18 protein-coding genes are annotated in these 23,159 nt (G+C 64.8%); 9 read left to right on the forward strand and 9 right to left on the reverse strand.

All coding sequences use genetic code 11. The features are described from left to right. Positions 1-388: 388 nt before the first annotated feature. The gene (locus tag CLU86_RS18700) at positions 389-985 is read right to left on the reverse strand and encodes a hypothetical protein (RefSeq protein WP_143226024.1); all 597 of its coding nucleotides are present in this window, start codon (positions 983-985) and stop codon (positions 389-391) included. A 9-nt stretch (positions 986-994) separates the two neighbouring features. Further along, positions 995-1,576, reverse strand: coding sequence for a hypothetical protein (locus CLU86_RS18705; RefSeq protein ID WP_233195102.1), 582 nt, complete (start codon positions 1,574-1,576; stop codon positions 995-997). A 144-nt stretch (positions 1,577-1,720) separates the two neighbouring features. Here CLU86_RS18705 and CLU86_RS18710 point away from each other — a divergent pair, with 144 nt between their 5' ends. The 5 genes from CLU86_RS18710 (at position 1,721) to CLU86_RS18730 (ending at position 8,335) form a co-directional block, all read left to right on the forward strand. Then, positions 1,721-2,785 carry a homocysteine S-methyltransferase family protein gene (locus CLU86_RS18710; protein ID WP_099742678.1) on the forward strand — a complete coding sequence of 355 codons (1,065 nt, stop codon included), beginning with the start codon at positions 1,721-1,723 and terminating at the stop codon, positions 2,783-2,785. 326 nt (positions 2,786-3,111) lie between these two features. Continuing rightward, positions 3,112-4,074: a tRNA 2-thiocytidine(32) synthetase TtcA gene (gene ttcA, locus CLU86_RS18715; RefSeq protein WP_099657413.1), complete on the forward strand. Its 963-nt coding sequence runs from the start codon at positions 3,112-3,114 to the stop codon at positions 4,072-4,074. Positions 4,075-4,108: 34 nt separating this feature from the next. Then, positions 4,109-5,569 (forward strand): tRNA 5-hydroxyuridine modification protein YegQ, encoded by a 1,461-nt coding sequence (yegQ, locus tag CLU86_RS18720; RefSeq protein ID WP_099742679.1) that lies wholly within the window; start codon positions 4,109-4,111, stop codon positions 5,567-5,569. Between the two features lie 197 nt (positions 5,570-5,766). Continuing rightward, complete coding sequence (locus tag CLU86_RS18725; RefSeq protein ID WP_099742680.1) at positions 5,767-6,801, forward strand: M48 family metallopeptidase; 1,035 nt, start codon at positions 5,767-5,769, stop codon at positions 6,799-6,801. Positions 6,802-6,961: 160 nt separating this feature from the next. After that, positions 6,962-8,335 (forward strand): SH3 domain-containing protein, encoded by a 1,374-nt coding sequence (locus CLU86_RS18730; RefSeq protein ID WP_233195104.1) that lies wholly within the window; start codon positions 6,962-6,964, stop codon positions 8,333-8,335. Between the two features lie 45 nt (positions 8,336-8,380). On the opposite strand, the gene CLU86_RS18735 is transcribed toward CLU86_RS18730, so the two are convergent. The 3 genes from CLU86_RS18735 to CLU86_RS18745 all read right to left on the reverse strand — a co-directional run bounded on the left by CLU86_RS18735 (position 8,381) and on the right by CLU86_RS18745 (position 10,308). Beyond that, on the reverse strand, positions 8,381-8,806 hold the full coding sequence (locus CLU86_RS18735; RefSeq protein ID WP_099743696.1) for a PaaI family thioesterase: 426 nt from the start codon (positions 8,804-8,806) through the stop codon (positions 8,381-8,383). 169 nt (positions 8,807-8,975) lie between these two features. Beyond that, the gene (locus tag CLU86_RS18740; protein ID WP_158236354.1) at positions 8,976-9,572 is read right to left on the reverse strand and encodes a hypothetical protein; all 597 of its coding nucleotides are present in this window, start codon (positions 9,570-9,572) and stop codon (positions 8,976-8,978) included. A gap of 91 nt (positions 9,573-9,663) precedes the next feature. Continuing rightward, complete coding sequence (locus CLU86_RS18745; RefSeq protein ID WP_099742682.1) at positions 9,664-10,308, reverse strand: hypothetical protein; 645 nt, start codon at positions 10,306-10,308, stop codon at positions 9,664-9,666. A 204-nt stretch (positions 10,309-10,512) separates the two neighbouring features. Between CLU86_RS18745 and CLU86_RS18750 the strand changes: the two genes are divergently transcribed. Beyond that, on the forward strand, positions 10,513-11,607 hold the full coding sequence (locus tag CLU86_RS18750) for a hypothetical protein (protein WP_099743697.1): 1,095 nt from the start codon (positions 10,513-10,515) through the stop codon (positions 11,605-11,607). 266 nt (positions 11,608-11,873) lie between these two features. On the opposite strand, the gene CLU86_RS18755 is transcribed toward CLU86_RS18750, so the two are convergent. Then, complete coding sequence (locus tag CLU86_RS18755) at positions 11,874-13,181, reverse strand: Glu/Leu/Phe/Val dehydrogenase (RefSeq protein WP_099742683.1); 1,308 nt, start codon at positions 13,179-13,181, stop codon at positions 11,874-11,876. Positions 13,182-13,369: 188 nt separating this feature from the next. Between CLU86_RS18755 and CLU86_RS18760 the strand changes: the two genes are divergently transcribed. From CLU86_RS18760 to CLU86_RS18770, 3 genes are all read left to right on the forward strand, one after another. Next, positions 13,370-15,022, forward strand: a complete 1,653-nt coding sequence (locus CLU86_RS18760; protein ID WP_099742684.1) for a hypothetical protein — start codon at positions 13,370-13,372, stop codon at positions 15,020-15,022. 624 nt (positions 15,023-15,646) lie between these two features. Further along, complete coding sequence (locus tag CLU86_RS18765) at positions 15,647-17,131, forward strand: zinc ribbon domain-containing protein (protein ID WP_158236355.1); 1,485 nt, start codon at positions 15,647-15,649, stop codon at positions 17,129-17,131. A 194-nt stretch (positions 17,132-17,325) separates the two neighbouring features. Next, on the forward strand, positions 17,326-18,591 hold the full coding sequence (locus tag CLU86_RS18770) for a zinc ribbon domain-containing protein (RefSeq protein ID WP_233195106.1): 1,266 nt from the start codon (positions 17,326-17,328) through the stop codon (positions 18,589-18,591). An 83-nt stretch (positions 18,592-18,674) separates the two neighbouring features. Here the strand turns inward: CLU86_RS18770 and CLU86_RS18775 are convergent, their stop codons facing one another. From CLU86_RS18775 to CLU86_RS22710, 3 genes are all read right to left on the reverse strand, one after another. Then, a complete protein-coding gene (locus tag CLU86_RS18775) occupies positions 18,675-19,541 on the reverse strand; it encodes a PPK2 family polyphosphate kinase (protein ID WP_099742686.1) in 867 nt (288 codons plus the stop codon). Between the two features lie 161 nt (positions 19,542-19,702). Next, the gene (locus CLU86_RS18780) at positions 19,703-21,844 is read right to left on the reverse strand and encodes a TonB-dependent siderophore receptor (protein WP_099742687.1); all 2,142 of its coding nucleotides are present in this window, start codon (positions 21,842-21,844) and stop codon (positions 19,703-19,705) included. 788 nt (positions 21,845-22,632) lie between these two features. Further along, the gene (locus tag CLU86_RS22710) at positions 22,633-23,073 is read right to left on the reverse strand and encodes a hypothetical protein (protein ID WP_143226744.1); all 441 of its coding nucleotides are present in this window, start codon (positions 23,071-23,073) and stop codon (positions 22,633-22,635) included. Between the last annotated feature and the right edge of the window lie 86 nt (positions 23,074-23,159).

Consider the following 23,159-nt stretch of genomic DNA (forward strand, 5'->3'; position numbering starts at 1 on the left):
CTCTGTGTGATAGCAGCGAATGGTGCAGTCAAGATGCTTGGGCGAGCTTGGCATCCGCATCTACTGCTGCTGCTTTGCGCGATGGCTTGTGAAAGCAAGTGCTTATTGTGCGCTCGGTTCCGGACCTACCTGTCGGATCGGGCCATGGCCAAGAGTTGGTTGAGGCCGGGCCTGGAGTGTGGGCCCAGGTGATCGGTTTTGGCCGGTGCACCATGCTATTGGTGGCTGATGTCTCAGAGCGAATGCTGGGAGAACACCCATGTCTCCGCATCTTTTCTTGGCACAGAGACATCGCGGCTTGCGCCATTGCATCATTTGGCGCGCTGCGATATGAAGAACTCTGTCGCCACCCCGTGCAGGGGCGCGGGGGGCGACACACAGGGCAAGATTATTTTGCGAGTGCCTTGGATTGCCGCAAGGCCACCGTGAGTTTCTTCAGCGCGTCCTCGCTGGCCCGGACTGCCGCCAAAGAGAAGTTGGCTTTGAACTCTGCAAACTCAGCTTTGCCGACACCTTCCACCCGGACCGTGTCCAGGGTCTTGCCTTGATTGTCTTTCAGCTGGCAGTTGAGTACGACGGTGAAAGACGTAGGCGGCCAGGTAAACGCACTTTCGGAAGATGAGTTGGTTGTGATTTCTGGCGTGATGAGCAGTTGGATTCCGCTGGTCTGTACTTCAGCGAGATCCCCAGGGTTTTTGATCTTGGTTACATCCCGGAAAACGGTGCCCAATGCCTTGTACAAACCGGGCTCAATATCGCGGTAAGGGAAGTAGCGCACCTTGTCGCCGCCACCGCCCGGTGTTGTTACTTCGAGCGTTTGGGATGCCGCAGAGATGTGATAACCCACCTTCTTTGCAAGCAGGTTTTGGTCTGGTGTTGCCTTAACCGCTTCCAGGTTGGGCGCCATAGAGATGGGATGGGCACAGCCTCCCAAAATGAGCGTCAATGCGAGGCCACAGGCGAGAAAAATAGATCTTTGGGACATGGCAAATTCTTAGCGTTGTTTCAGTGCACGGATGAAATCTGGATCGGCAAACAGCTCGGCCAAAAGCTGCTGGACCATCAGGGGGTAATTGTTTGCAGCTTGTGGAATAGCGACAGCTCCTGCGAAGGCGCCGTCCCACTGCCGTGTGATCTTCTTGACCTTGTCGTAGCGCAACTCAGATCCATTCTTCACAACAAACTGGGCTTCCAAGACGCCATCATTGGTTTTGATACCACCTGCGTTAATGTTGTTTTGCAGCAGTCTGCCCGAGACCTCGAGAGGCGATGCTGGCGCATGCAGCTTGGCCATCTCCAGCTCTGCGCGCAAAGCGGCGGCCAAATAGTCACCATAGTTTTTGCCGACAGGAGACACCAGAGATGCTGCGCGCAACCCAATGGTGTCTGCGTTTTGCATACCTGCTTTGGTGTCAAAAACCCCTACCTTGGCGGCAGAAACGTCTGCTTTCTTCAGTTTTTCAACGTTGTCAATTGATGGCGCGTAGTTGGGCGCAGGGCCAGCGCAACCGACCAAAAAAATGCATGTAAGTGCGGCCAATGGCAGTGCCATGGACATCGAGCGTTTGGACTGCATGTAGCGGTTCCCCCCTCTTTCGTGTCTTGTTAGAGAATTGTTTTTGCCGTGGCGGATCCCGGCGCGGGGGATCATATATGACGGTTATTGCCTCAATAGGGGCGTTTCAGCCGTTTGCCTTGGGGTGGTTTCTACAATGGAGGGATGCAAGCCCTCCACTACACCCGCGCCCAGCAGCTTCCCGGCATCCTTGCCCAACGCATTGCCATTCTTGACGGTGCCATGGGCACCATGATTCAGCGTTTCAAGCTGGGTGAGGCCCAGTACCGCGGCGAGGGCTACAGCGGCCCGGACGGCGCGGGTGATCGGTTCAAGGAGTTCCCGCGCGATGTGAAGGGCAACAACGAGTTGCTGAGCCTGACGCGCCCCGATGTGATCCGTGACATCCATGAGCGCTACCTCGCTGCCGGGGCCGACCTGATCGAGACCAACACCTTTGGCGCCACCACCGTGGCGCAAGAGGACTACAAGATGGCCGAGCTGGCGCGCGAGATGAACCTGAAGTCTGCGCAGCTGGCCCGTGCTGCCTGCGACAAGTACAGCACGCCCGATAAGCCCCGCTTCGTCGCCGGCGCCCTCGGCCCCACGCCCAAGACGGCCAGCATCAGCCCCGATGTGAACGACCCCGGCGCACGCAACATCGACTTTGAGCAACTGCGTGCCGCTTACTACGAGCAGACCGAGGCCTTGGTCGAAGGCGGCTCGGATGTGCTGCTGGTCGAGACCATCTTCGACACGCTCAACGCCAAAGCCGCGCTGTTTGCCATTGACGAATTTTTTGAAAAAAGCGGCGAGCGCCTGCCCATCATCATCAGCGGCACGGTCACCGACGCGTCGGGCCGCATCCTGAGCGGGCAGACGGTGACGGCCTTCTGGCACAGCGTGCGCCACGCCCGCCCGCTGGCCATTGGCCTGAACTGCGCGCTGGGTGCCACGCTGATGCGCCCCTACATCCAGGAGCTCAACCGCGTGGCGGGGGACACCTTCATCAGCTGCTACCCCAACGCAGGCCTGCCCAACCCCATGAGCGACACAGGCTTTGACGAAACGCCCGAAGTGACCAGCCGCCTGGTGCATGAGTTTGCCGCCGAAGGGCTGGTCAACATCGTGGGCGGCTGCTGCGGCACCACGCCCGACCACATTGGCGCCATCGCCCGTGCGGTGGAGACGGTGCCTGCGCGCAAGATGTTCTACCCCGCAGAGGCCTGACAGGGCCGACAGGACTGGCGCCCCGTCAGGCGCCAAGCTGGCCTTGCTGTGGATGGAGCCACTGGCCTCAACCCGGTTTTGCATCCGCCATGTTTGAGAAAAACCGGGTTTGTAAGAAAATACGGCTCCAGCGCTTGATTGGTAAGCGCTGGCAGCTATTAAAAACATAGCTAACAACCCACAGACAAAGGGCCTTGCCACTGCCACCCTGATTGCGCGATGCCCACAGGCATGGTGTTGGGGCGGCGGCCTCTGTGCCGCGTTGGCGGCTTTTTTGCCCTGCTTGTGCCTTGCTACCGCCCTGCGGTCCCCCACTGCCTTGATCCATGCTCTCCACCGCTGAAACCCCATTTGCCGCTGCTTTGCCCATCGATGCGAGCCATGCTGCGCCCGCTGCTGAGCCGTCGGCAGACCCTGCGGCCGAGCGCGAAGCCATCAAGCTCGAAAAGCGCCTGGTGCGCCAGGTGGCCCAGGCCATTGGCGACTTTGGCCTGATCGAAGACGGTGACAAGGTGATGGTGTGCGTCTCGGGCGGCAAGGACAGCTATGGTCTGCTCGACGTGTTGCACAAGCTGCAGCAGCGCAACGGCCACCGCTTTGAACTGGTGGCCGTCAACCTCGACCAGAAGCAGCCCGGCTTTCCGGCCCATGTGCTGCCCGACTACCTCGCGAAGGTGGGCGTGCCCTTTCATATCGAAACGCAGGACACCTACAGCGTCGTCAAAGAGCACATCCCAGAGGGCAAGACCATGTGCAGCCTGTGCAGCCGCCTGCGCCGGGGCATTCTGTACCGCGTGGCCGACGAGCTGGGCTGCACCAAAATTGCACTCGGCCACCACCGTGACGACATGCTGCAGACCTTCTTCCTGAACATGTTCTTTGGCGGCAAGCTCAAGGGCATGCCGCCCAAGGTGCAGAGCGACCGGGGCGACCACCTCATCATCCGCCCCCTGGCCTATGTGGCCGAGAGCGACCTGACCCGCTGGGCCGAGATCCAGCAGTTTCCCATCATCCCCTGCTCGTTGTGCGGCAACCAGGAGAACCTGCAGCGCAAGCAGATCGGCCAGATGCTGCGCGACTGGCAGCAGCTGTACCCCGGGCGCATCGAGAACATGGCCGTGGCTCTGCGCAACCTGGTGCCCTCGCACTTCATGGACACGCGCCAGTTCGACTTCAAGGGCATGGTGCCCAATGGCATGGCCGACGCCGATGGCGACAAGGCCTTCGACGCCGAAGAGTTTCCCCAGGCCGTGGGCACCCTCGCGGGCCTATCGGTGATGCCCCGCTGACCTGACACCGACGATTTTTAGATTGGGCCACCCCATGACCACCCTCAAAGCCCCCGAACTGCTCTTGCCCGCTGGCTCGCTCGACAAAATGCGCGCCGCCTACGACTTTGGCGCCGATGCGGTGTACGCCGGGCAGCCGCGCTATTCCTTGCGTGCGCGCAACAACGAGTTCCGCCTGGAGCAGATCAAGCAAGGCATTGACGAGGCCCACGCACGCGGCAAGAAATTCTTTGTGACCAGCAACCTGATTGCGCACAACGACAAGATCCGCACCTACCTGCGCGACATCGAGCCCGTGATCGACTGCAAGCCCGACGCCCTCATCATGGCCGACGCGGGCCTGATCATGATGGTCAAGGAAAAGTGGCCCGAGCAGGTGGTGCACCTCTCGGTGCAGGCCAACACCACCAACTGGGCGGCGGTGAAGTTTTGGCAGAAGATGGGCGTGGAGCGCATCATCCTCTCGCGCGAACTCAGCCTGGACGAGATCGAAAAAATCCGCCAGGAATGCCCCGACATGGAGCTGGAAGTGTTCGTGCACGGCGCGCTGTGCATCGCGTACTCGGGCCGCTGCCTGCTCAGCGGCTACTTCAACCACCGCGACCCCAACCAGGGCACCTGCACCAACGCCTGCCGCTGGAACTACGCCACGCACGACGCCGACATCGACCCCACCACCGGCGAAGCCATTGCGCAGAAGATGGAAGGCGACTTCAACTTCGAGGCCGCGCAGCAGAAGGCCGAACAATCGTTTGCCTCCACCACCGGCAACGGCGAGCGCCACCCCAAGGCCGACAAGGTGTACCTGATCGAAGAAGCGGGCCGCCCTGGGCAAATGATGCCCATCATGGAAGACGAGCACGGCACCTACATCATGAACAGCAAGGACCTGCGTGCGGTAGAGCATGTGGCGCGCCTGGCGCAGATCGGCGTCGATTCGCTCAAGATCGAAGGCCGCACCAAGAGCCTGTACTACGTGGCCCGCACCGCCCAGGTGTACCGCCGCGCGATCGACGACGCCGTGGCGGGCCGCCCCTTCAACCCTGAGTTGCTGATTGAGCTCGAAGGCCTGTCCAACCGGGGCTACACCGGCGGCCTGCTGGAGCGCCGCCCCAGCAACGACTACCAAAACTACATCAGCGGCCACTCGCTCACGCAGCGCAGCCAGTACGTGGGCGAGGTGCTCGGTACCGAGGGCCTGGCCGAAGCGGGCCTGAGCGGTCTGAACCAGGAATGGGTGCTGGTCGAAACCAAGAACCACTTCGCCGTGGGCGACCTGATCGAAGTGGTGCACCCCAGCGGCAACATCACCGTGCGGCTGCAGGAGATGCGCAACCTGGAAGGCCAGCCCGTGCAAGTGGCCCAGGGCAGCCCCGTGCGCGTGTGGATTCCGCTGCCTGCGCTCTACAGCGGCGCCTTGCTGGCCCGTGTGATCGAGTCGCAGCCCACAGCGGCACCCGCTGCACCGGCCGAAGCGGCACTGGCCGCGCATTGATCCCGGCAAAGCGGCGATGCCGCCTGGGGCCGCCGTGTGATGCCCGCACGCAACGGTGTGCCCCATGTGCGAGGTATTCAATGGGCCAATGCGGAACTAGTTCACTGCACTGGCGTTTCTGACGGGCGCAGGCCCCTGCGAGCCCGCAGGGGCTGGCAACAATCGCGGCTCTGAGACCTTCCCACAGAAAGCGATCCATGCCCGCCCTCAAACACGCCGATGCCCTGGTGCACTCCAGCCACCAGGTCGTTCTCTCCGACATTTCCTACACCTCGTTCACCTACCCCGGTGACCAGGAGGCCCTGGCCGCGCTCAAGGCCATCCCCGGCGCCGGCCCGTTGCTGGCCTGGCTGGACGCCAATTTCTCCGAGCAGATCACCCACCTCAACAACAACGAGCAGATGGTGCGGGTCAATGCCAACAACTATGGCTCGTTGTTTGCACTGGTCGAGCGCTGCTGCGCCATCCTCTCGTGCAAGGTGCCAGATGTGTACATCACCACCAACCCCGAGATGAACGCCTACACCTCGGGCCAGCGGCGCACCTGCATCGTGCTGCACAGCGCCTTGGTCGAGGCCCTCACGCCCGACGAGCTGTGCTTTGTCATTGGCCACGAAATCGGCCACATCAAGGCCGCGCACGGCCTGTATCGCCAGCTGGGCGACATGCTGATTCGCTACTGGGACATCCTGTCGTCCGTCGTGCCCATCCCCGGTGTGGGCCTGCTGCGCATACCCCTGCTGCTGGCGTACTGGGAGTGGTACCGCCGCGCCGAATTCACCTGCGACCGCGCAGGCCTGCTGTGCGTGCAAGACATGGCCCCCGGCCTGAACGCGTTGGCCCAGCTCTCGGGCAAGGTGGCGGGGTACGAAGACGAGCGCAACATCGAAGAAACCATTGCCCAGACCGAGGCCCACAAAGAGGTCAACAAGCTGGTGCTGCTGGTGTCGATCCTCGAAAACTCCAGCACCACCCACCCCTTCATTCCCCTGCGCCTGAAGGCCCTCAAAGAGTACGCGCAGGGCGATGCGTACCGCCAGATCCTGGCAGGCCAGTACGACCGCGAGGCCAAGGCGCTGACTGCCTCGGCACCAGCCACCGCACCTGCTGACGGTGCCCCTGACGCAGTGGCCGACCCCGCCGACCCCGCCGCCGCCAAGCCCCTGCTGGCCGCAGGCGCAGACACCGTGGACAAGTGGAAGGCCTCGGCCACGGGGTTCTTCAAGCGGTAGTGGGGTTGTGCTGTGCGCGCAGGCGCACAACACGGACAACACGGACAACGCGCAGGGCACGGCGCGCGCACACTGTGCACTACCATGCTGCCGTGCTGCACACCACATGCCCGAAAGCGCGTGGTGTGCGACCCCTGGCCACCCACCCCGCGAACCCACCATGCTGCACCGCCAACGCCATCGTTTGCCCCTTGTCGCCCTCTGGGCCTCTTTGTGCTGCCTGTCGCACGCCAGAGCCCAGCAGGCGGCTTCGGGCGTGGCACCCTCCAAGCAACGCTATGTGCAGGGCTCGTGGGTCAACCTGCGCGAGTCGGCCCAGCCGCAGGCACGCATCGTCGCCCAAGTGCCCGCCAACACCGTGCTGCAACAGCTCACCGAGCGTGACGGCTGGTGTGCCGTGCTCTATGCGGGTGATGCACGCCTGGGGCCGCCGTTGCCCGAGCCCCTGCAAGCCCACATCGCCTGCAACCTGCTGGCCGACCAGCCCCTCACCCTGGCCCAAGCGGGCAAAGACGCCGCCCGCGCCTTCTGGGTGGCCCCATCGCCCAACCGCTTGCGCGCTTACGGCAACGCCCTGCCGCGCCCGCCCGCTCTGCAGTTGTCTGCGCTGGTCAAGAGCCACACGCCCGAAATGCCGGTGCAATACCCCACGCGGGCCGAGTTTGAGGCCGCCAAAAAGCTCCTGCGCACTGGCGTGCCACTGCGGCCTGAACAAGAGATCGACCGGGGCCGCCCCATCAACCCGCTGGACGATCTGAAGCTGGCCACGCGCGGCACGGAGTACCAGCCTGCCGTGGCCCCTCTGGCCGCCAAACCCACCTTGCCAGCGATTGCGCCGTCGTACTTTCGCAACCACGCCAGCGTGGCCCTGCTGCACGAGACCGACGCCGATGGCCTGGCCGCCGTGGCGGGCACCCGCATCAGCGTCATCCCCAAGGGCTTGCCCTATGGCACCTTCACCCGCCATCAAGGCCCAGAGATCGACTACATCACCGGCTTTTGGGACGTGGGCTTGGCCGACCAGACTTTTGCCCCCGCGCTCACCTTCTATTCCGTCACCCACCAGGGCCTGGTGGGCGCACGCAGCTTGAGCCAACGGTACTGGAACATCAGCAACGAAGCCCACTACTGCGGTGGCCACTACCCCGGCAAAGGCTTGGACGACCCACGCGACGACGAAACCACCCCCGTGCGCGGCTATGCCAAGCTGCCAGACACGGCCGAAGTGCTGGTGCGGTTGGTGCTGCCCGGCAAGCTGCCGCCCGACGCCGTGAAGGTCAAAACCCAGCGCTACGCCACCAGCTGGATGATCCCCGCAGAACCGCCCGAGCGGCCCAAACCCCAGCGCAAATCCACCGCCGTGCTGGTGCATGAAATCGACCTGGACCGCGATGGCATTGCAGACATCCTGCGCATCGACACCCCCGCGCCCGGTGGCATGAGCTTGGAGCCGATTTTTGACTGGCGCTGGTACCTCAATATCAACGGCCAGTGGTTCAAGGCGGGGTACTGGGAGGATCAAGAGTGCACTTGATGCTTGTGGAGGCTGGGCCACTAACTGGCCCACCGAAAGCGCCGCTTAAGCCACGTCGCCTGTCACCACCGAGAGCAGCGTTTCACCGGTGGCGACCAGCTTCTCGGCGCCTCCAGCCTGGGCATACAACTCACAGGCGGTGAAGACCTGTGTTTTGCCCGGCTTGACGACACGGGCTCTGGCAATGAATCGATCGCCAATGGCTGGGCGCAGGCAGTTGACCGAATAGTGCGACGCCAACACCCGCCCGACCACCGTGGCGGCAGCGAAGCCGCAAGCCGTATCGATGAGCGCACCGACCAGGCCTGCGTGCAAGAAGCCCGCGTACTGGCCGACCTCCGGTCGCCAAGGCATGGCGATTTCGACCTTGCCGGGTTCCGCGCTGATGACCTCCATGTGGCACCATCGATTGAAAGCGGCAGTCTGGTTGATTGCGCGAATTTGCGCGAGGGGGTCGTGGAGTGAATGCATCGCGTCGCCTCCAGGCAGGTGGACAACGGCAATGTAGGTTTTGGCGCGCGTGGCAGCTGTCAACGCGGCGACAGGCGATCTTGTTCAATAGCCCCTGCATCAACCACCGCGAGGCCACAGTCAACATGGGGGTTATTGCTTCATTGGTCCAAAGAAATCGGTCGGGCTCTCAATTCGACACGCCATCGTCGTAGCTATTGCAATCAAATCCATTCAGCCTTGCCAGCCTGGGTGCCTCAAAGCGCTTTTCCTTGTTGACTTTGACGCGTCCTTTCACCCGCTCGTAGAGCGTGAGCTTGCCTGCCAGATAGTTGACGCTGGTGCGCCCGTGCTCCTTGCCTTGCACCTCCCAAAGGTTTTCCTTGCCGATCAGCTCAAAGTCGCCACGCTGTGGGCTGAAACGGAATTGAAGCGCCGTGGTAGCCGACACATCGCCTTCGGCTTTGTCCACAGCGGTGACAAAAAGCGATGTGCCCTTGGTCTCCAGGTTGAAGAACTTCTGTGCCCTGCAATAGCTGGCAGAGGCGGACAGGAGCGTGTACTGGCCGCCCGGCGTGCCTGCCAGCACCACGAGGCGGATTTCCATCGGCGCATCCGAGGGGGCATTGACTTCGTTGAGGAGCAAGGCGAGGTCCTGGACGCTATCGCCGTTCCAGTCGCCCGTCGTGGAGGTCCATTCCACGAAAGTCTGTTGCGGAAACAGGGCAGCGACCGCTGCTTTGGCACTGGCAAATTCAGGCGGCTGGGCGTATGCCACCGCTGCCATGGTCAGGCAGGCGATGGTGGTGGAAATGCGTTGGATGCAGCGCATGCGGTGCCTCATGAATGCAAGTGTTTGGGGCTGTGTCCGTGCGGGATCACCCCTGGGTGCCCGGCTGCCGCAGCAGCGCCGCCAGCACCAGCGCCTCGGCCAGCACTTCCAACGCCTCTTCGAGGGTGGCCAGCAGCGGCGGCAGCTCGGGCAGCCAGTGCCAGTGCGTTTGTACTTCAGGCCACTGGTCCACGCCAATCGCTAGCCAGCCCACGGCCAGGCCCGCCCACAGCAGGGCGCGCGTGCTGCGGTGGCCCAAGGCGCGGTGCAGCCAGGCCAAGGTGAGCAGGCCGATGGCGGCCACGGCCAGCATAGGGGCCTCGCGCACGGTGCTGTACTGGCAGGCGGCAGTCCATTCGTGGCAGCGGAACTTCCACAGCTCGTGCAGCATGAACTGCTCGTCCAGCGCCAGCACCAAAAACGCCACCGCCAGCCACGCGCCCAGCAGGCGGGGCAGGGCGCGTTCGCCCACGAGCCGCAGGGCGGTGATGCTGAGCGTGAGCAGCAGCGCGCTCGACAGCCAGGCCACGGGCGATGCGTCCGAGCGGAAGGCGCGTTCCCACGCGGGGGCGTAGACCCAGGCGCTGAGCAGCAGGTAGCCCAGCACGGCGGCGAGCAGCGCGGGCGCCACGCCGCGGTGGGGGTTGGGGCGATGGCGGGGCAGCGGTGTGGGTGGCGCAGCGTGGGGCATGGGCCGATTGTCTGCCAAACCCGCAAGATTGTGAATAAAAAGTGCCTCTAGCGCTTGATGTGAAAGCGCTAGCAGCTATTGTTTTGATAGTGATTGGGTCGCGGCTTTTCATGCGGGTTGAATGGGAACAGAATCTGGCATCTCCGCTGCACTGGGCCAGGCTTGGCCTTGCGCCCCACCGTTCAGCCACACCGCCTTGCCGCCATGTCCATCCAAATGGATCCCCCCCGCAGCCCTGTGCCCGCCGCAGCCCAGGTGTTGGCCGAAGCTGCTTTACAGCGGCAAAACATGCTGCTGGGCGCAGACAAAGTGGGCACCGGTGTGGCGGCGCCCACCCCTGGGGCTCTGCCGTCCCCCACGCCAATCCCTGCCACGCCTTTGGCCCCGCCGCCGTTGCCCGAGGGGGTCCGTGACCCGGCGCTGGCCGACCGGGTGAGCCTGTCGCCCCGCGCCAGCCAGGCGCTGCAGGCGCAGGGCCAGGGTGGGGTTGCGCAGGGCAACGCAGCACCGGCCGCGCCCCGGGCCGCGCCTTTGCCCCCTGCGGCTGCAGCCACCTTGGCGGCCGCGGCTGCTGGCGGCGCTGAAGCGGTGGAGGGTGCTGCATGGCCTGCGCAGGGCGTGTCGCCCGCCATGCGGGGGCTGCTCCAGGCGCTGGTGCAGCAGCTTGCCCCTGCGGCGCCACCGCGCGTGGTGGTGGCGCAGCCCTGGGGGCCTGCGGCGGGCGGTGGCGTGGCTGCCGATGTCGATGTGCCCCCGCTGCAAACCTGGCTGGTGGGCCAGGGCCGTGTGCTTACCGAGCAGGGCGAGCGCGTTTTCTCCGCCACGCTGCGTGTGCCAGCGGCGTGGTTGCAGGCGCAACCTGCCGCGCCTGCCGCAGCGCCACCGGGCTCTGCCAGCACGCTGCAGGCCGCCTTTGCCGGGCGGCCCCAGGCGTTGGCGGGCGGCTTGTTTGCGTTGGTCTTGCAGCCGACGGTGCTGGCGGGCGATGCGCACGGTGGTGCTCCCGTGGGGGGGCACACTAGTGCCTTGTTGGCTCTGGAGCTGGCCCCGTGGGCGGGTGCCGCCGCCAGCCTGGTGTACGGGCGCGAGCAACTGCACTCGCGCAACGACCCGTGGTTGCAGATGCTGGCGCTGCAAGCCAGCGGCTACGGGCGCGATGAGGAAGAGGCGGAACAGCGCCGCCGTGCACGGGGCCATTGCGACACCCCCGGCTGCCCCTACGCAGGCCGCGCGCCTTGCGAGCAGCCGTTTTGCCATGCCATGCGGGTGGAGCCGGTGCCTCCGATAGATCGGGCTTGACGCTGCGCACGGGCTTGGCGTGAACTTACGCAAACCGTTCACGCTGAGCCTGTTGAAGCGCCGCTCAGGGCTTCGACAAGCTCAGCCCGAACGGATTTCTCATGTGCAAAGATGCCGACTCAATGGCCCGTCAAGAAAGAAAAGAGGCGGGCATAAAAAAAGCCGCCCTGTGGTGAGGGCGGCTTTGCCGGGCGCTTGTGGCGCACCTGGATTCGGGGCGCTGGCGGTGTGCCAGCGCTGCGAGAAAATTCAGACCACGGCGGGCATCATGGATACAGGCCGCGCATTTCGCGGGCGTGCAGGATGCGCTGGCAGGCCACGATGAAGGTGGCAGTGCGCAGGCTCACCTTGTGCTCTTGCGCCACTTGCCAGATGCCCGCAAAGGCCTCTTGCATGATGCGCACCAGGCGGGCGTTGATCTCGTCTTCGCTCCAGAAGAAGCTGGAGAAGTCCTGCACCCATTCAAAGTAGCTCACCGTCACGCCGCCGGCGTTGGCGATCACATCGGGCAGCACCAGCACGCCCTTGTCGTGCAGGATGTCGTCGGCCTCGGTGGTCGTGGGGCCGTTGGCGCCTTCGATCACGAGCTTGGCCTTGATCTGGCCCGCGTTGTCCTTGGTGATCTGGCCTTCCAGCGCGGCAGGGATCAGGATCTCGCAGTCCACGCCCCAGAACTCTTCGGCCTTCATCACATCCGCGCCAGCAAAGCCGCCCACGCCGCCACGGGTCTTCACATGCGCCAGCAGCGCGGGCACATCAAGGCCCTTGCTGTTGAAGATGGTGCCGGTGTGGTCTTGCACGGCCACCACCTTGGCGCCTGCTTCGGCAAACAGCTTGGCGGCAATGCCGCCCACGTTGCCAAAGCCCTGCACGGCCACGCGGGCGCCGTCCAGCGCCAGGCCGGTCAGCTTGGCGGCTTCCACGCCCACGGTGTACACGCCGCGGCCGGTGGCCTCGACACGGCCCAGTGAGCCGCCCAGGTCCACGGGCTTGCCGGTGACCACGCCGGTGGAGGTGGCGCCGGTGTTCATCGAATACGTGTCCATCATCCAGGCCATGATCTGGCCGTTGGTGTTCACGTCAGGCGCAGGGATGTCCTTGGAGGGGCCGATCAGCAGGCCGATTTCGCTGGTGTAGCGGCGCGTCAGGCGCTCCAGCTCACCCATTGACAGCTTCTTGGGGTCCACGCGAATGCCGCCCTTGGCACCGCCGTAGGGCACGTTCACTGCGGCGTTCTTCACCGACATCCAGGCCGACAGGGCCATCACTTCAGACAGCGTCACGTCTTGGTGAAAGCGCACGCCGCCCTTGCCGGGGCCACGGCTCAGGTTGTGCTGCACGCGGTAGCCTTCGTAGTGAGCGATGGTGCCGTTATCGAGCTCAATTGGCACGTCCACGATCAGGATGCGCTTGGGGCGCTTGAGCGTTTCCACCCAGCGCGCCAGGTTGCCGAGGTAGGGGGTGACGCGGTCGACCTGCTGCAGGTAGTTGCCCCAGGGGCCGAGATGATCGGCTTGCAGGTAAGAGGGCAGGGGGTGTGCGGGTGCGGCGGGTGCGCCAGAGGGGGTTGACATGTAATTTCCTTGTGGGACCAGTTCAAGGCGCGAAGCTTATGCCTGCCGATTACCTCTGTCCAAGGCCAGAGTGTTACGGGGTTATGCGTTTGCTGCATAACTTGCCAAGTTGTCCTGTTGACGCTCAGGACCGCTGCACATCGGTCCTGTCTTGTTACCCTTGGTGGCATTTCTACCGACGGTGCCCCATGTCCGCAAACACGTTCACCTTGACCTGCATTGGCGCCGACGCAGGCGCGCTTTCCAACCTGAACGCCCATCTGCAGGCTGCCATTGGCGTTGCCAGCGGTGCCTGGGCCGAGCCGTTGAACGGAATGTTTGCAGACTGGGACCAGCCCTCGGTGCTCAGCGCATCCTTGCTGGGCACCACCTTGCGCTGCAGCATCGACACCTCGGCGCACGATGCACTGGAGAAGGCGCAGATCACAGCCCTGCATGCAGCGGGTGCCGAGTACCTGCGCGTGCAGGTGTTCAACAGCCAAGTGGGCGAGTCGCAGACCCTGCACTACCACGGCGGCAAGCGGATCACTGCCAAGGCGTTCCCTAAGCCGACCTTGTCTGAGGCCGACCGTTTGTACGAACTGGTGCTCGAGTCCAAGGATGGCGCGCTGGCCAAGGAGATCAAGGCCGGGGCCTCCCCAGATGCCGTGGTCAACGGCGTGCCTTTGTTCATGCACGCCCTGCGCGGGGGCATGGAGAAGTCCTTGCGCGCCATGTTCGACGCCCGCGTGGACCTAGCCCCCTGCCTGCCTTGGGCGGCCGAGGCTGCACAGCAGATCGGCCAGCTGGGCGGCAGCCGCAGTGAAGCCATGCTGGCAGCGCTGCTGGCACTGCCAGGCGCGGACCTCGTGGCGCTGTCGCGCTCTGTGTTGGTGATGCGGGCGGTGTGTGCACACCCCCGACTGCTCCAGTGGTTGCTGGTGCAAGAAGGTGTGGACGTGAATGCCCGGCTGTACGAAGAGGACTCAGCGCAGGAGATCGGCAGCCTGCTGTTCCACAGCGTGGAGCTCTTTGAGGACCAGCCCAAGGTCTTGGCGGTGCTCCAGGCCCAGGGCGCCCGCTCGGTGCCACCCGTGCAGATGAGCGACGTGGTCCGGCTGGACCGCATGCGTTACAGGTACCGCGATGCGGAGACACCGGCGCAACTGGTCGCGGCGGGTGTGGGCCTCGATACCTCTGTCTGGCGCGAAGACTATCCCGCAGTGCGTATGCTCCTGCGCAACTACCAGGGGGCGTTGCAGGACCTGCGGCTGGTGGAGGACTTGCTCGACGCGGGTGCCAGCATCGCTGGCTGGTTGACGCCAGAAGTGGCCCAGGAGGAGGTTCTGGCAGCGCTGCTGGAGTGGTACTGGTACGAGCATATTGCCGCCCAGGAGGGGCGCCCCGCCACCCTGGACGGGCAGCGTGCGGACGCGATCATCGGCATCTTTCGCCGCCTGCTGGAGCTCGGGCTCAACGCAGATGCCCCCGTGGTCTTCAGCGCCCGCAACCTGGCCGCCAAGGACGAAGCCTATGCAACGCCCCGCGTGCGCTACGAGGGCAACCTGCTCGGCGCCGTGGCTGGCTTGCTGTGCGCACGGGGCAGCGAACTGCGCGGCCTGTGCCTGCCCCTGCTAGAGCTGCTGCTGGCGCATGGCGCTGACCCGCGTGCGCCCTGCCGGCGTGTCGCCGACCACCTGGACTTGGGTGGCACCAGTATCTGGGTGCGCGGGGCCTGGCCGGAGATCAACCTGCCCTGGCCCGAAGGTGCCTCGGCATTGGACTACCTGGTGCTGCGCCAGGCCCAAGGGCCGGACGCTGTCGATGCGGTCGTGATCATGGCGCTGCAGGCTCGGGGGTAACGCGGGCGACGGTCCAAGCCACCTTGACCCTGCCAACCGGCTCTACCCTGACGGACAGCGCAGCACCAGGTTCTGCATCACTGAGCAGAGCGGGGTGGCAACCACTAGGTTGCGGGGGAGAGGGCGAGACCAGCTCCGTCTGCTACCACCAGGATGCGTCTGAAGCGCGCCAGGGCCTCTGCCCAGGGCATCAGGTGGCCCACGCAGGGGTGACACGGTGCAGCTGCTGCAGGCAGATGCACCAGGGGAATTGAGTAGGCGGGGGAGAGTGTCCGGGTGCGATGGTGCCCCAGGCCAGTCTGTATCTGGACAGTGCATTTGATGCATACAGTGGCGGGCGTGTGCTGGAGCCGGCCTTGGCAGCGCACGGAACCCCGATTTCTGTGCAATTTTTGTGCCCTGCGCGCGTTGCGAGGCGCATGGCTTGCGCTTGTTACCGGTGATTAACATTTGGCCGATAGACTCGGGCGCCAAAGCACCTGCAACCCCGCGAAGAACACGGCCTGAGAGGGGTGGGTGTTTTTCATGCCCCGCAGCCCGGAGCGGCGGCAGACCGGGCCAGCGCCTTGGCTGCGGCCCTGGGGGTCAGCGTGCAGTCTGTCCAATCTCCAACAAGGTCCGCCAATGAGTGTCAACTGCCATGCCTGCGCCACCGTGAACCGCGATGGCGCCAAGTGCTGCAAGGGTTGCGGCACAGCCCTGATTCCCCAACCAGCCGAAGCTGTCGCCAGCACGGTGTGCCCCGCCTGTGCGGCTCCGTGCAAACCCGGTGCGCGTTTTTGCGGCCAGTGCGGCGAAAACCTGGTGGCCCCACAGCCCGCTGGGACCGTTGCAGGGGCCGCCGTTGTCGCCGTCGCCACTCCCACCGTGCCCCCGGTTTCCGCTGCGCCATCGCCCAGCACCACTCCGGCAGACGAGCCCGTGCTGGAGCTGGACATGGACTTCGACCTGGACGATGGCCCCTCGGACCCCGATGCCGACACCCGGCCTGCGCCGCTGGAGTTTGTAGCGTCGGCGCAAGAGGAGGAAATGGACTTGCTGCTGGACGTGCCTATGGCCGCCGAGGCCCCCGCCGCCACGCAAGCCCATGCGGCGCCCGCACCCACAGTACCCGCCCCCACACCTGCCGAGCCGGTCGTGGCCGCCGAAGCTGCCGCCCCGGTGCCCGAAGCGCCTGCGGCGGTGGCCGCAGCGGTGGCCGCAGTCTCTGCCGTGGCTTCCTCTGCGTCAGCGTCTGGCGCGGTGCCTGCTACGCCCGCTGTGCCCGCGCCCACCGTGCAGGCCCCAGCCACCTCTGCCACTACTCCAGCGGCGGCAAGCCCTGCACCCGCCCCGGCAGCCGCAGCGCCCGCTCCACGCCCGGCGGCACCCGCCTCGGCCTGGCCGTTGCCTGAGGAGCCCGTGGCCTCTTCCGCACCGGGCGGTGCCCTGAAGTACGCCGCCATGGGCTTTGCCGGTGTGGCTGTGGTGGCCGGCCTGGCCTGGTGGCTGCTGGTGGCCAAGCCGCAAAGCCAGCCCGCCGTGGCACAGCAGGCGGGTACGCAGATGGCAGACGCTGCGCCAGCGCCGGGCCCCAAGATCGTGATCGAATCGGCCCCCGCCGCCCCTGTGGTGGCTGCGCCCGCTGCCCAGTCTGAGCCCGCACCTGCGGCGCCGGTGGCATCGCCCGCCGTGGTGACCGAACCCCTGCAACCGCAGGTGGTGGCACCCGCCCCCGTGGCTGCCGCTGCGCCAGCGCCAGCCGCTACCGCTAAGCCCGCGCCCAAGGCCAGTGAAGCCGCCCCCAAGCCGCCCAAGACACGCCCCGGTGCGCAGCCTGCCAACGAGCCGCCTTGGCCCCACGCGGGCTCGCGGGCCCCGGCGCCGCCCACCTTGTCCAACGCCCCGGCGCCCGCCCCGCAGCCGCCAGCAGTCACCGTCATCACCGCGCCGCCTGCCGATGGCCTGGGCCCCCTGCGCGCCGCGCTGCGCCAGTGCGACCGCGAAGACAACATGTTCAGCAAAGGCGTGTGCGTGGTGAAAGCGCGCCACCAGCACTGTGGCAACCACTGGGGCCGCGTGCCGGACTGCCCCATGAGCAGCCGCAACAACGACCCCTACGCCAACTGATACCGGGATGCGTTCAAGAAGACAAACCCGTTCACGCTGAGCTTGCCGCAGCGCCGTGCGAGGCATCGACCAGCGCAGCACGAACGGTTGGGGTTTTGATCTAGAGAACGCGAATCTGTATGAGGGGTGCAAGGGCACTGCGCCGGGCCTGCACCCATACCAACAACTGACGATTTACCGAGGGAGAAAACACCATGAACCAACCGCCCAACCCAGCGCCGAATGCACCACTGAACCCGTCGCCCGCGCGCACCGACAACCCGTATTCCATCTACCGCCTGCCCGAGGCGCTGACCTGCTGGCCCGCCATGGCCGTCATGGCCGCCGCCTTCCTGGTGGCCGCCCTGGTGTTTGCGCTGGGCGGCGTCATGGCCCGCGTGTGGTTTGGTTTCACGCTGCTGTTTGCCATCGTGGCCGTGGTGGTGGGCATGGCGGGTGTCAGCGGGGCGGGCGCATGCCTGTCTGACCTGGCCCGGGGCCGCCCCTACCGGGGGCTGGTGGGGTACTTCATGGCCGGGCTGCTGTGCCTGCCCAAGCTGCTGGGCGCGGGCCTGGTGATGGGGCTGGGCGTGCTGGCCGTGTTCCTGGCCCTGGCCGTGGTGTTCTTTGTCTGCAAGATCCCGGTGCTGGGGCCATTGCTGCTGGTGGTGGTGGTGCCTGTGGCGGTGCTGCTGATGGCGGCGCTGATGCTGGCGCTGTATGTGGCCTCGTCCATCGTCGGGCCTGCACTGTGGGACGGTGAGCGCGTCATGCACTCGCTGTCGATCGCCTGGCACATCACGCGCAAGTACCCGTTTGCGGCCATCGGCAAGATCGTAGGCGGCATGCTGCTGTCGGCCATCTTCGCCTCGATGCTGTTTGGTTTGCTCACCTCGGCCTCGTTCACGGTGGGCGGCATGTTTGCGGCCGTGGTCGGCATGGGCGGCGACTTTGGCGGGGGCATGGGCTACGGTATGGGCGGCCGCATGGGTGGCGGCTTCAACCCGCTGGCCGTCATGATGGGCGGTGCCTCGGGCCATGTGATGGGTGCGGGCGTGGGCTTCAGCCTGGTGTTTGCGCTGGCCTCGGCGTTTGTCTTTTTGCTGCCGCTGATGGTGGGCGTGCTCACCTGGTGCGAGTTTTCCGAGAAGGTGGACCTGGGCAGCATCCGTGACTCTGCAGACGAAGCCCTCAAAGAAGTGAACAGCAAGGTGGCGGACCTCAAGGAAAAAGCCCAGGCCCAAGCCGCTGCGGCTGCAGCCGCCGCCACGGCCGCCACTACCGCGCACAACACGGCGAATACGGCCAGCCCTGCGCCAGCCCAGGCCCCTGCGGCAGCGCCCTCGGTGGCCCCGGTAGCACCCGCCACGGCGGCACCTGTGGCATCCACAGCGCCCGCCGCTCCAGCCTGCCCCCAGTGCCATGGCGAGGTGCAGGCCGATGACCGCTTTTGCGAGCACTGCGGCCACAAGCTGGTGTGATCGGTTGAAATCGAGATAGAGCGTGCAGGGGGGCGCCATGCCCAGGGCACGCTCTGGGCATGGCGGCGCCCCCGCCTGGTGGATCACTCCACCGTGAAATGCTCCAGCGCCGCGTCGCCCGTGGGGTAGCGCAAGGGCAGGCCCTGCAGCACCGCACGCAGCACGGTGACAATCATCAGGTTGCGGTGGGTTTTGGAGTTGGCGGGCACGATGGTCCACGGTGCCCAGGGCGTGTGCGTGGCGCCCAGCAGCGTGTCGTAGGCGCGGCGGTAGTCGCCCCATTGCTTGCGCACTGCAATGTCTCCCATGCTGAACTTCCAGTGCTTGGCCGGGTCGTCCAGGCGCTCTTGCAGCCGCTCGCGCTGCTCGTCCTTGCCAATGTGCAGCAGAAACTTCAGCACGATGGTGCCCGTCTCGCTGAGCATGCGCTCAAAGTCGTTGATGTGCGCCAGGCGCTGCTGGTGCTGCTCGGGCGTGATCCAGCCGTTCACCACGGGCACCAGCACGTCTTCGTAGTGGCTCCGGTTGAACACCGTGATGTCGCCTGCCTGCGGCACCTGCTGGTGGATGCGCCAGAGGTAGTCGTGCGCCAGCTCGGGCTCGGTCGGGGCCTTCCAGCCCACGGCGTGCACGCCCAGGGCGCTCATGCGGCCAAACACGCCGCGAATGGTGCCGTCCTTGCCCGAGGTATCGGTGCCCTGCAGCACCACCAGCAGCTTGTAGCGCTTGTCGGCGTAAAACAGGTTTTGCAGCGCGTCCAGCTCCACGGCCAGGGCTTCCACCGCCGCTTTGTCTTCGGCCTTGCTGCCGGTAGAAAAGGGCTTGGCGCTGGGGTCGATGGCGTCCAGCGCAAACGGCTTGCCCGGCTCGGGCTGCCAGGGCGCCCAGCGCGGCGCCAGGCTGTGGCGGACGGTGCCCCAAAGGGCGTCATGGGCATGGGGTGAGGGCATGGGGCTCTCCGGTGTGGGGGTTGGCAGGGGCGTTGGCGCCACGATACCAGCCGAGTCCTTCACCGGGCATTCATGCCATTGAATGCTATTAAAAATATAGCTGCTAGCGCTTATTCAATAAGCGCTGGCAGCATTTTTACCTATAACCTAGCCTGCGCCGGTCAGAACGCCACCTGCACCCCGGCCACCACCTGGCGGCCCAGGCCAGGGATCACCGTCAGGTTGCCCCACGAGGCGGTGTAGTAGGTCTTGTCGAACAGGTTTTGCACGTCCAGCGTCAGGCGCGTGCGCTTGTCGATTTGCCAGTAGCTGGTGATGCGCGCCGTGGTGTAGGCGGGCAGGCGGTAGGCATCGGTAGCGGTGCCTGTGCGCTCGCCCACGTGCACCAGCCCACCGCCAATGCCGTAGCGACCGCCCCAGGGGGCTTGGTCTTCGCGGATGGCGAACAGCCCGGCGCTGACGCGGGGCACGTTCAGCAGGCGCTTGCCCAGCAGGGCGGCGTTGTTGTCGCGGGTGACTTCGGTGTCGGTGTAGGCCAGGTTGGCCGTCATGCGCCAGTGGGTGTCGATTTGCCCGGCCAAGTCCAGCTCCAGCCCCCGGCTGCGCACCTCGCCAGCGGCAATGCTGAAGTTGGCATTGGTGGGGCTGCGGGTGAGCACGTTGGTCTTGCGAATATCAAACAGCGCCACGTTGGCGTTCAGGCGCTGGTCGGGCGACTGCCACTTGGCGCCCAGCTCAAACGCCTTGCCCTTTTGCGGGTCGAATGCGTTGCCGTTTTCGTCGGTGCCCGCATTGGGGCGGAACGAGCGACCCGCCGAGGCATACACCGAGGTGTTGGCGTCAATCAGGTAGGTCAGGCCGATGCGCGGCGTGGTGGCCGAGTAGGAGTGCACTTGGCGCGTGCCCGCCATCAGGTCTTGGTTGTCCTGGTGGTAGCTGTCAAAACGCACGCCGGCCAGCAGCTTCCACTGGGCGCTCAGGTCGATCTGGTCTTGCGCAAACAGGCCGGTGGCGCGCAGGCGGTCATTGAGCAGGTAGCCCTGTGCCAAGGTGCTGCCGGTGACGGTGCCGTAGGTGGGGTTGTAGATGTCGATGGGGTACTTTTGCGTGGAATAGCGAATGTCCTGGCCCGACGTCAGCCGCCACGAGTCCACCCCCGCCAGCACGGTGTGGCGCAGCGCGCCGGTGGTGACCTTGCCTTCCACTTCGGCTTGCACCGACGTGTCCCGCGAAGGCAGGCTGCGCCAGCTGTCGCTGCGCGCCAGGGTGCGGCCGTCGCTGCCCAGCACGCCCAGCTGGCCCGTGCCAAAGTCCACGGCGTTGCCGTACAGCTCGGTTTCGCGGTACGACGCGCCCAGGCGCGTGCGCCAGCCGCTGCCCAGGTCATGGTCCAGCGTGATCTGGTGGGTGTCGCCATTGACATGCAGGTTGCCCCGGTCGGGCTCGCCCAGGAAGCGGTCGCGTGGCAGGGCCCCCACATTGCCGTTGACCTGCACCAGGCCCCGGTCCAGCGGGGTGCGGATGCGGATGAACTCGGCCTCGTAGTTCAGCACGGTGTTGGGCCCCAGATTCCAGGTGATGGCCGGGGCCACCACCATCTTGCGGTTGTCCACCAGGTTCGAGCGGCTGGCGCCGTCTTCAGCCGCCACGTTCAGGCGGTAAGCCACGTCGGTGCCCAGCGGGCCGGTGCTGTCGAGCGTGGTACGCCGATAGCCCAGGGTGCCCACCTGTACGCCCGCCTTGTTGGCGGCGGTGAACTGGGGCTTTTTGGTGACCACATTGAGCGTGCCGCCGGGCTCGCTGCTGCCGTACAAAGCAGCGGCGGGGCCTTTGAGGAACTCCACGCGCTCCACGCTGGCCACATCGCGCTGCGGGCCATAGCCCCGGTTGGAGGCAAAGCCGTTGAGCAGCTGCCCGCCGTCGGTGTTGCTGAAGCCGCGAATGGCGTAGTTGTCCCAGGTGCCGCCAAAGTCGTTGAGGCGGGTGATGCCGCTGACAAAGTCCACCGTGTCGGCCAGGCGGCGGGCGCCCAGGTCTTGCATGAGCTGCTGGGGCACCACGCGCACGGACTGCGGCGTCTCGATGAGCGGGGTGTCGGTGCGGGTGGCTGCGGTGTTGCGCTGCGCGCCCTGGTAGCCGCTGCTGCCCGAGGTTTCGCGCACCTGCACTTCAGACAAGGCGGGGCTGGCCGGTGCCTCGCCCGACTGGGCAAAGGCGTGAGAGGTAGCAGCCAGGGTACACAGCGCCAGCGCAGCGCGGGCCACGGCATGGTGTCGCACGGGCCGGAAAGGGAATGAAGACATGGTGATGGGGTCTGAAAGGGACGGACAAACCCGCCCACCCAACGCCGCAGCCCACACAGGCCACCGCGCCAGGCAAAGGACGAGCGGGGCGCCATTATCCAATTAAATGCAACTAATTCGCATTTGCTTTCAGTTTTGATGGGCGGGAATGGTGAACCTGGGGGTAGAGGCCGTGTTCACACGCAATAAAGTCTGAGACGACGCAATAAAGTCTGAGACGCACAGCCAGGTGGTAGCGATCACTATGCAGCGGTTGCCGCCATTCGAATCTACGGCGAGCGCTTACTATCGGCCAGAAGCAGCCTGTGGTGGCAAATTAAAGCGGACGTTCAAGGGGAACATGAGTCGCAGGATGTCGGTCTTGACCGTTTCGTTGGGCCTCACCATGCCGCTCCAAACAACGCAGTCTTCGAGTGACTGCACTGAAGAGTGTTGCGACTGAGCCTTCCGTCAATGGCTCCCAAAATGCACATACACCCGTCACTGATTCTGACGATCGCATCGTTTGCGGCCGAGTGCATGGACAAATTGCTTTGCGTCACGATGGCTTGTACTTGGGACATCTCCATGCCGTCAGCAAACTGTGCACAGGATAGGACCATCCGCTCAGAAGGTCTTGGACGAAGACTCGGAGAGAAGTCTTCCAAGACCGCATACGAGAAGCCAACGACTAGGAGCGCCAAGACTCCGTGCAGCCACCATTTTTGCAAGAACTTCACTGTGAGGTCTAACGTTTAACATGTGAGGCGGCGCCCGGCTTGCCGGGTGACATCCTCTCAATGGAAGGATTAGGCGTCGGCTTTCGAGAGAACATAGGCAATGCGCTGCTTGTCGAAGGCGATCCAAGACGTCTTTCCTTGAAGCATGGCTCCTTGAAGCTCGGCGAGCTTTAGCGTCATCTTCAGGAAATCGACCCACGGCATTCCGACATAGCCATCTTTCAGTGAAGGGTGCGACGGTAGCGTCGCGGCTGAAGACCAAGTTCCGTTACTTGGAATGGTGACGCTCTTCATCACAAGCCGATCGCTGGCTTGAGTTGTGTATGAAATACCGGGCTTGGCAAAGGAAGGGATTGACGTGGGATCGATTCCGGCAAAAACGTCCCGACCAACCATCATCTTGTACAGATGATGGAAATCGGAATCACGTTTGTGTTCTGCAATGTCAAAAATTAACTGCTCGAGATCGTGCGGATCTTTCTTCCCCGTCTTTCTTAGAAATGCAAACACGCGTATCTCCGGCGCCTAACCCACTAAGCCGCAGGCCATATCTGGCGCTTGCGGTTTAAATGGGCACGTAGACAACGCTGCAAGTG

This window comes from Acidovorax sp. 62 (genome assembly GCF_002754495.1).
Lineage (GTDB): Bacteria > Pseudomonadota > Gammaproteobacteria > Burkholderiales > Burkholderiaceae_C > Acidovorax.

What these genes read in the sequence shown, in the direction of transcription:
- CLU86_RS18730 (WP_233195104.1), top strand. Translation starts at nt 6,962, where the DNA reads ATGCTGCACCGCCAACGCCATCGTTTGCCCCTTGTCGCCCTCTGGGCC.
- CLU86_RS18770 (WP_233195106.1), top strand. Translation starts at nt 17,326, where the DNA reads ATGAACCAACCGCCCAACCCAGCGCCGAATGCACCACTGAACCCGTCG.
- CLU86_RS18700 (WP_143226024.1), bottom strand. Translation starts at nt 985, where the DNA reads ATGTCCCAAAGATCTATTTTTCTCGCCTGTGGCCTCGCATTGACGCTC.
- CLU86_RS18780 (WP_099742687.1), bottom strand. Translation starts at nt 21,844, where the DNA reads ATGTCTTCATTCCCTTTCCGGCCCGTGCGACACCATGCCGTGGCCCGC.
- CLU86_RS18705 (WP_233195102.1), bottom strand. Translation starts at nt 1,576, where the DNA reads ATGCAGTCCAAACGCTCGATGTCCATGGCACTGCCATTGGCCGCACTT.
- CLU86_RS18740 (WP_158236354.1), bottom strand. Translation starts at nt 9,572, where the DNA reads ATGGCAGCGGTGGCATACGCCCAGCCGCCTGAATTTGCCAGTGCCAAA.
- CLU86_RS18760 (WP_099742684.1), top strand. Translation starts at nt 13,370, where the DNA reads ATGTCCGCAAACACGTTCACCTTGACCTGCATTGGCGCCGACGCAGGC.
- CLU86_RS18775 (WP_099742686.1), bottom strand. Translation starts at nt 19,541, where the DNA reads ATGCCCTCACCCCATGCCCATGACGCCCTTTGGGGCACCGTCCGCCAC.
- CLU86_RS18750 (WP_099743697.1), top strand. Translation starts at nt 10,513, where the DNA reads ATGTCCATCCAAATGGATCCCCCCCGCAGCCCTGTGCCCGCCGCAGCC.
- CLU86_RS18765 (WP_158236355.1), top strand. Translation starts at nt 15,647, where the DNA reads ATGAGTGTCAACTGCCATGCCTGCGCCACCGTGAACCGCGATGGCGCC.
- CLU86_RS18755 (WP_099742683.1), bottom strand. Translation starts at nt 13,181, where the DNA reads ATGTCAACCCCCTCTGGCGCACCCGCCGCACCCGCACACCCCCTGCCC.
- yegQ (WP_099742679.1), top strand. Translation starts at nt 4,109, where the DNA reads ATGACCACCCTCAAAGCCCCCGAACTGCTCTTGCCCGCTGGCTCGCTC.
- ttcA (WP_099657413.1), top strand. Translation starts at nt 3,112, where the DNA reads ATGCTCTCCACCGCTGAAACCCCATTTGCCGCTGCTTTGCCCATCGAT.
- CLU86_RS18735 (WP_099743696.1), bottom strand. Translation starts at nt 8,806, where the DNA reads ATGCATTCACTCCACGACCCCCTCGCGCAAATTCGCGCAATCAACCAG.
- CLU86_RS18725 (WP_099742680.1), top strand. Translation starts at nt 5,767, where the DNA reads ATGCCCGCCCTCAAACACGCCGATGCCCTGGTGCACTCCAGCCACCAG.
- CLU86_RS18745 (WP_099742682.1), bottom strand. Translation starts at nt 10,308, where the DNA reads ATGCCCCACGCTGCGCCACCCACACCGCTGCCCCGCCATCGCCCCAAC.
- CLU86_RS18710 (WP_099742678.1), top strand. Translation starts at nt 1,721, where the DNA reads ATGCAAGCCCTCCACTACACCCGCGCCCAGCAGCTTCCCGGCATCCTT.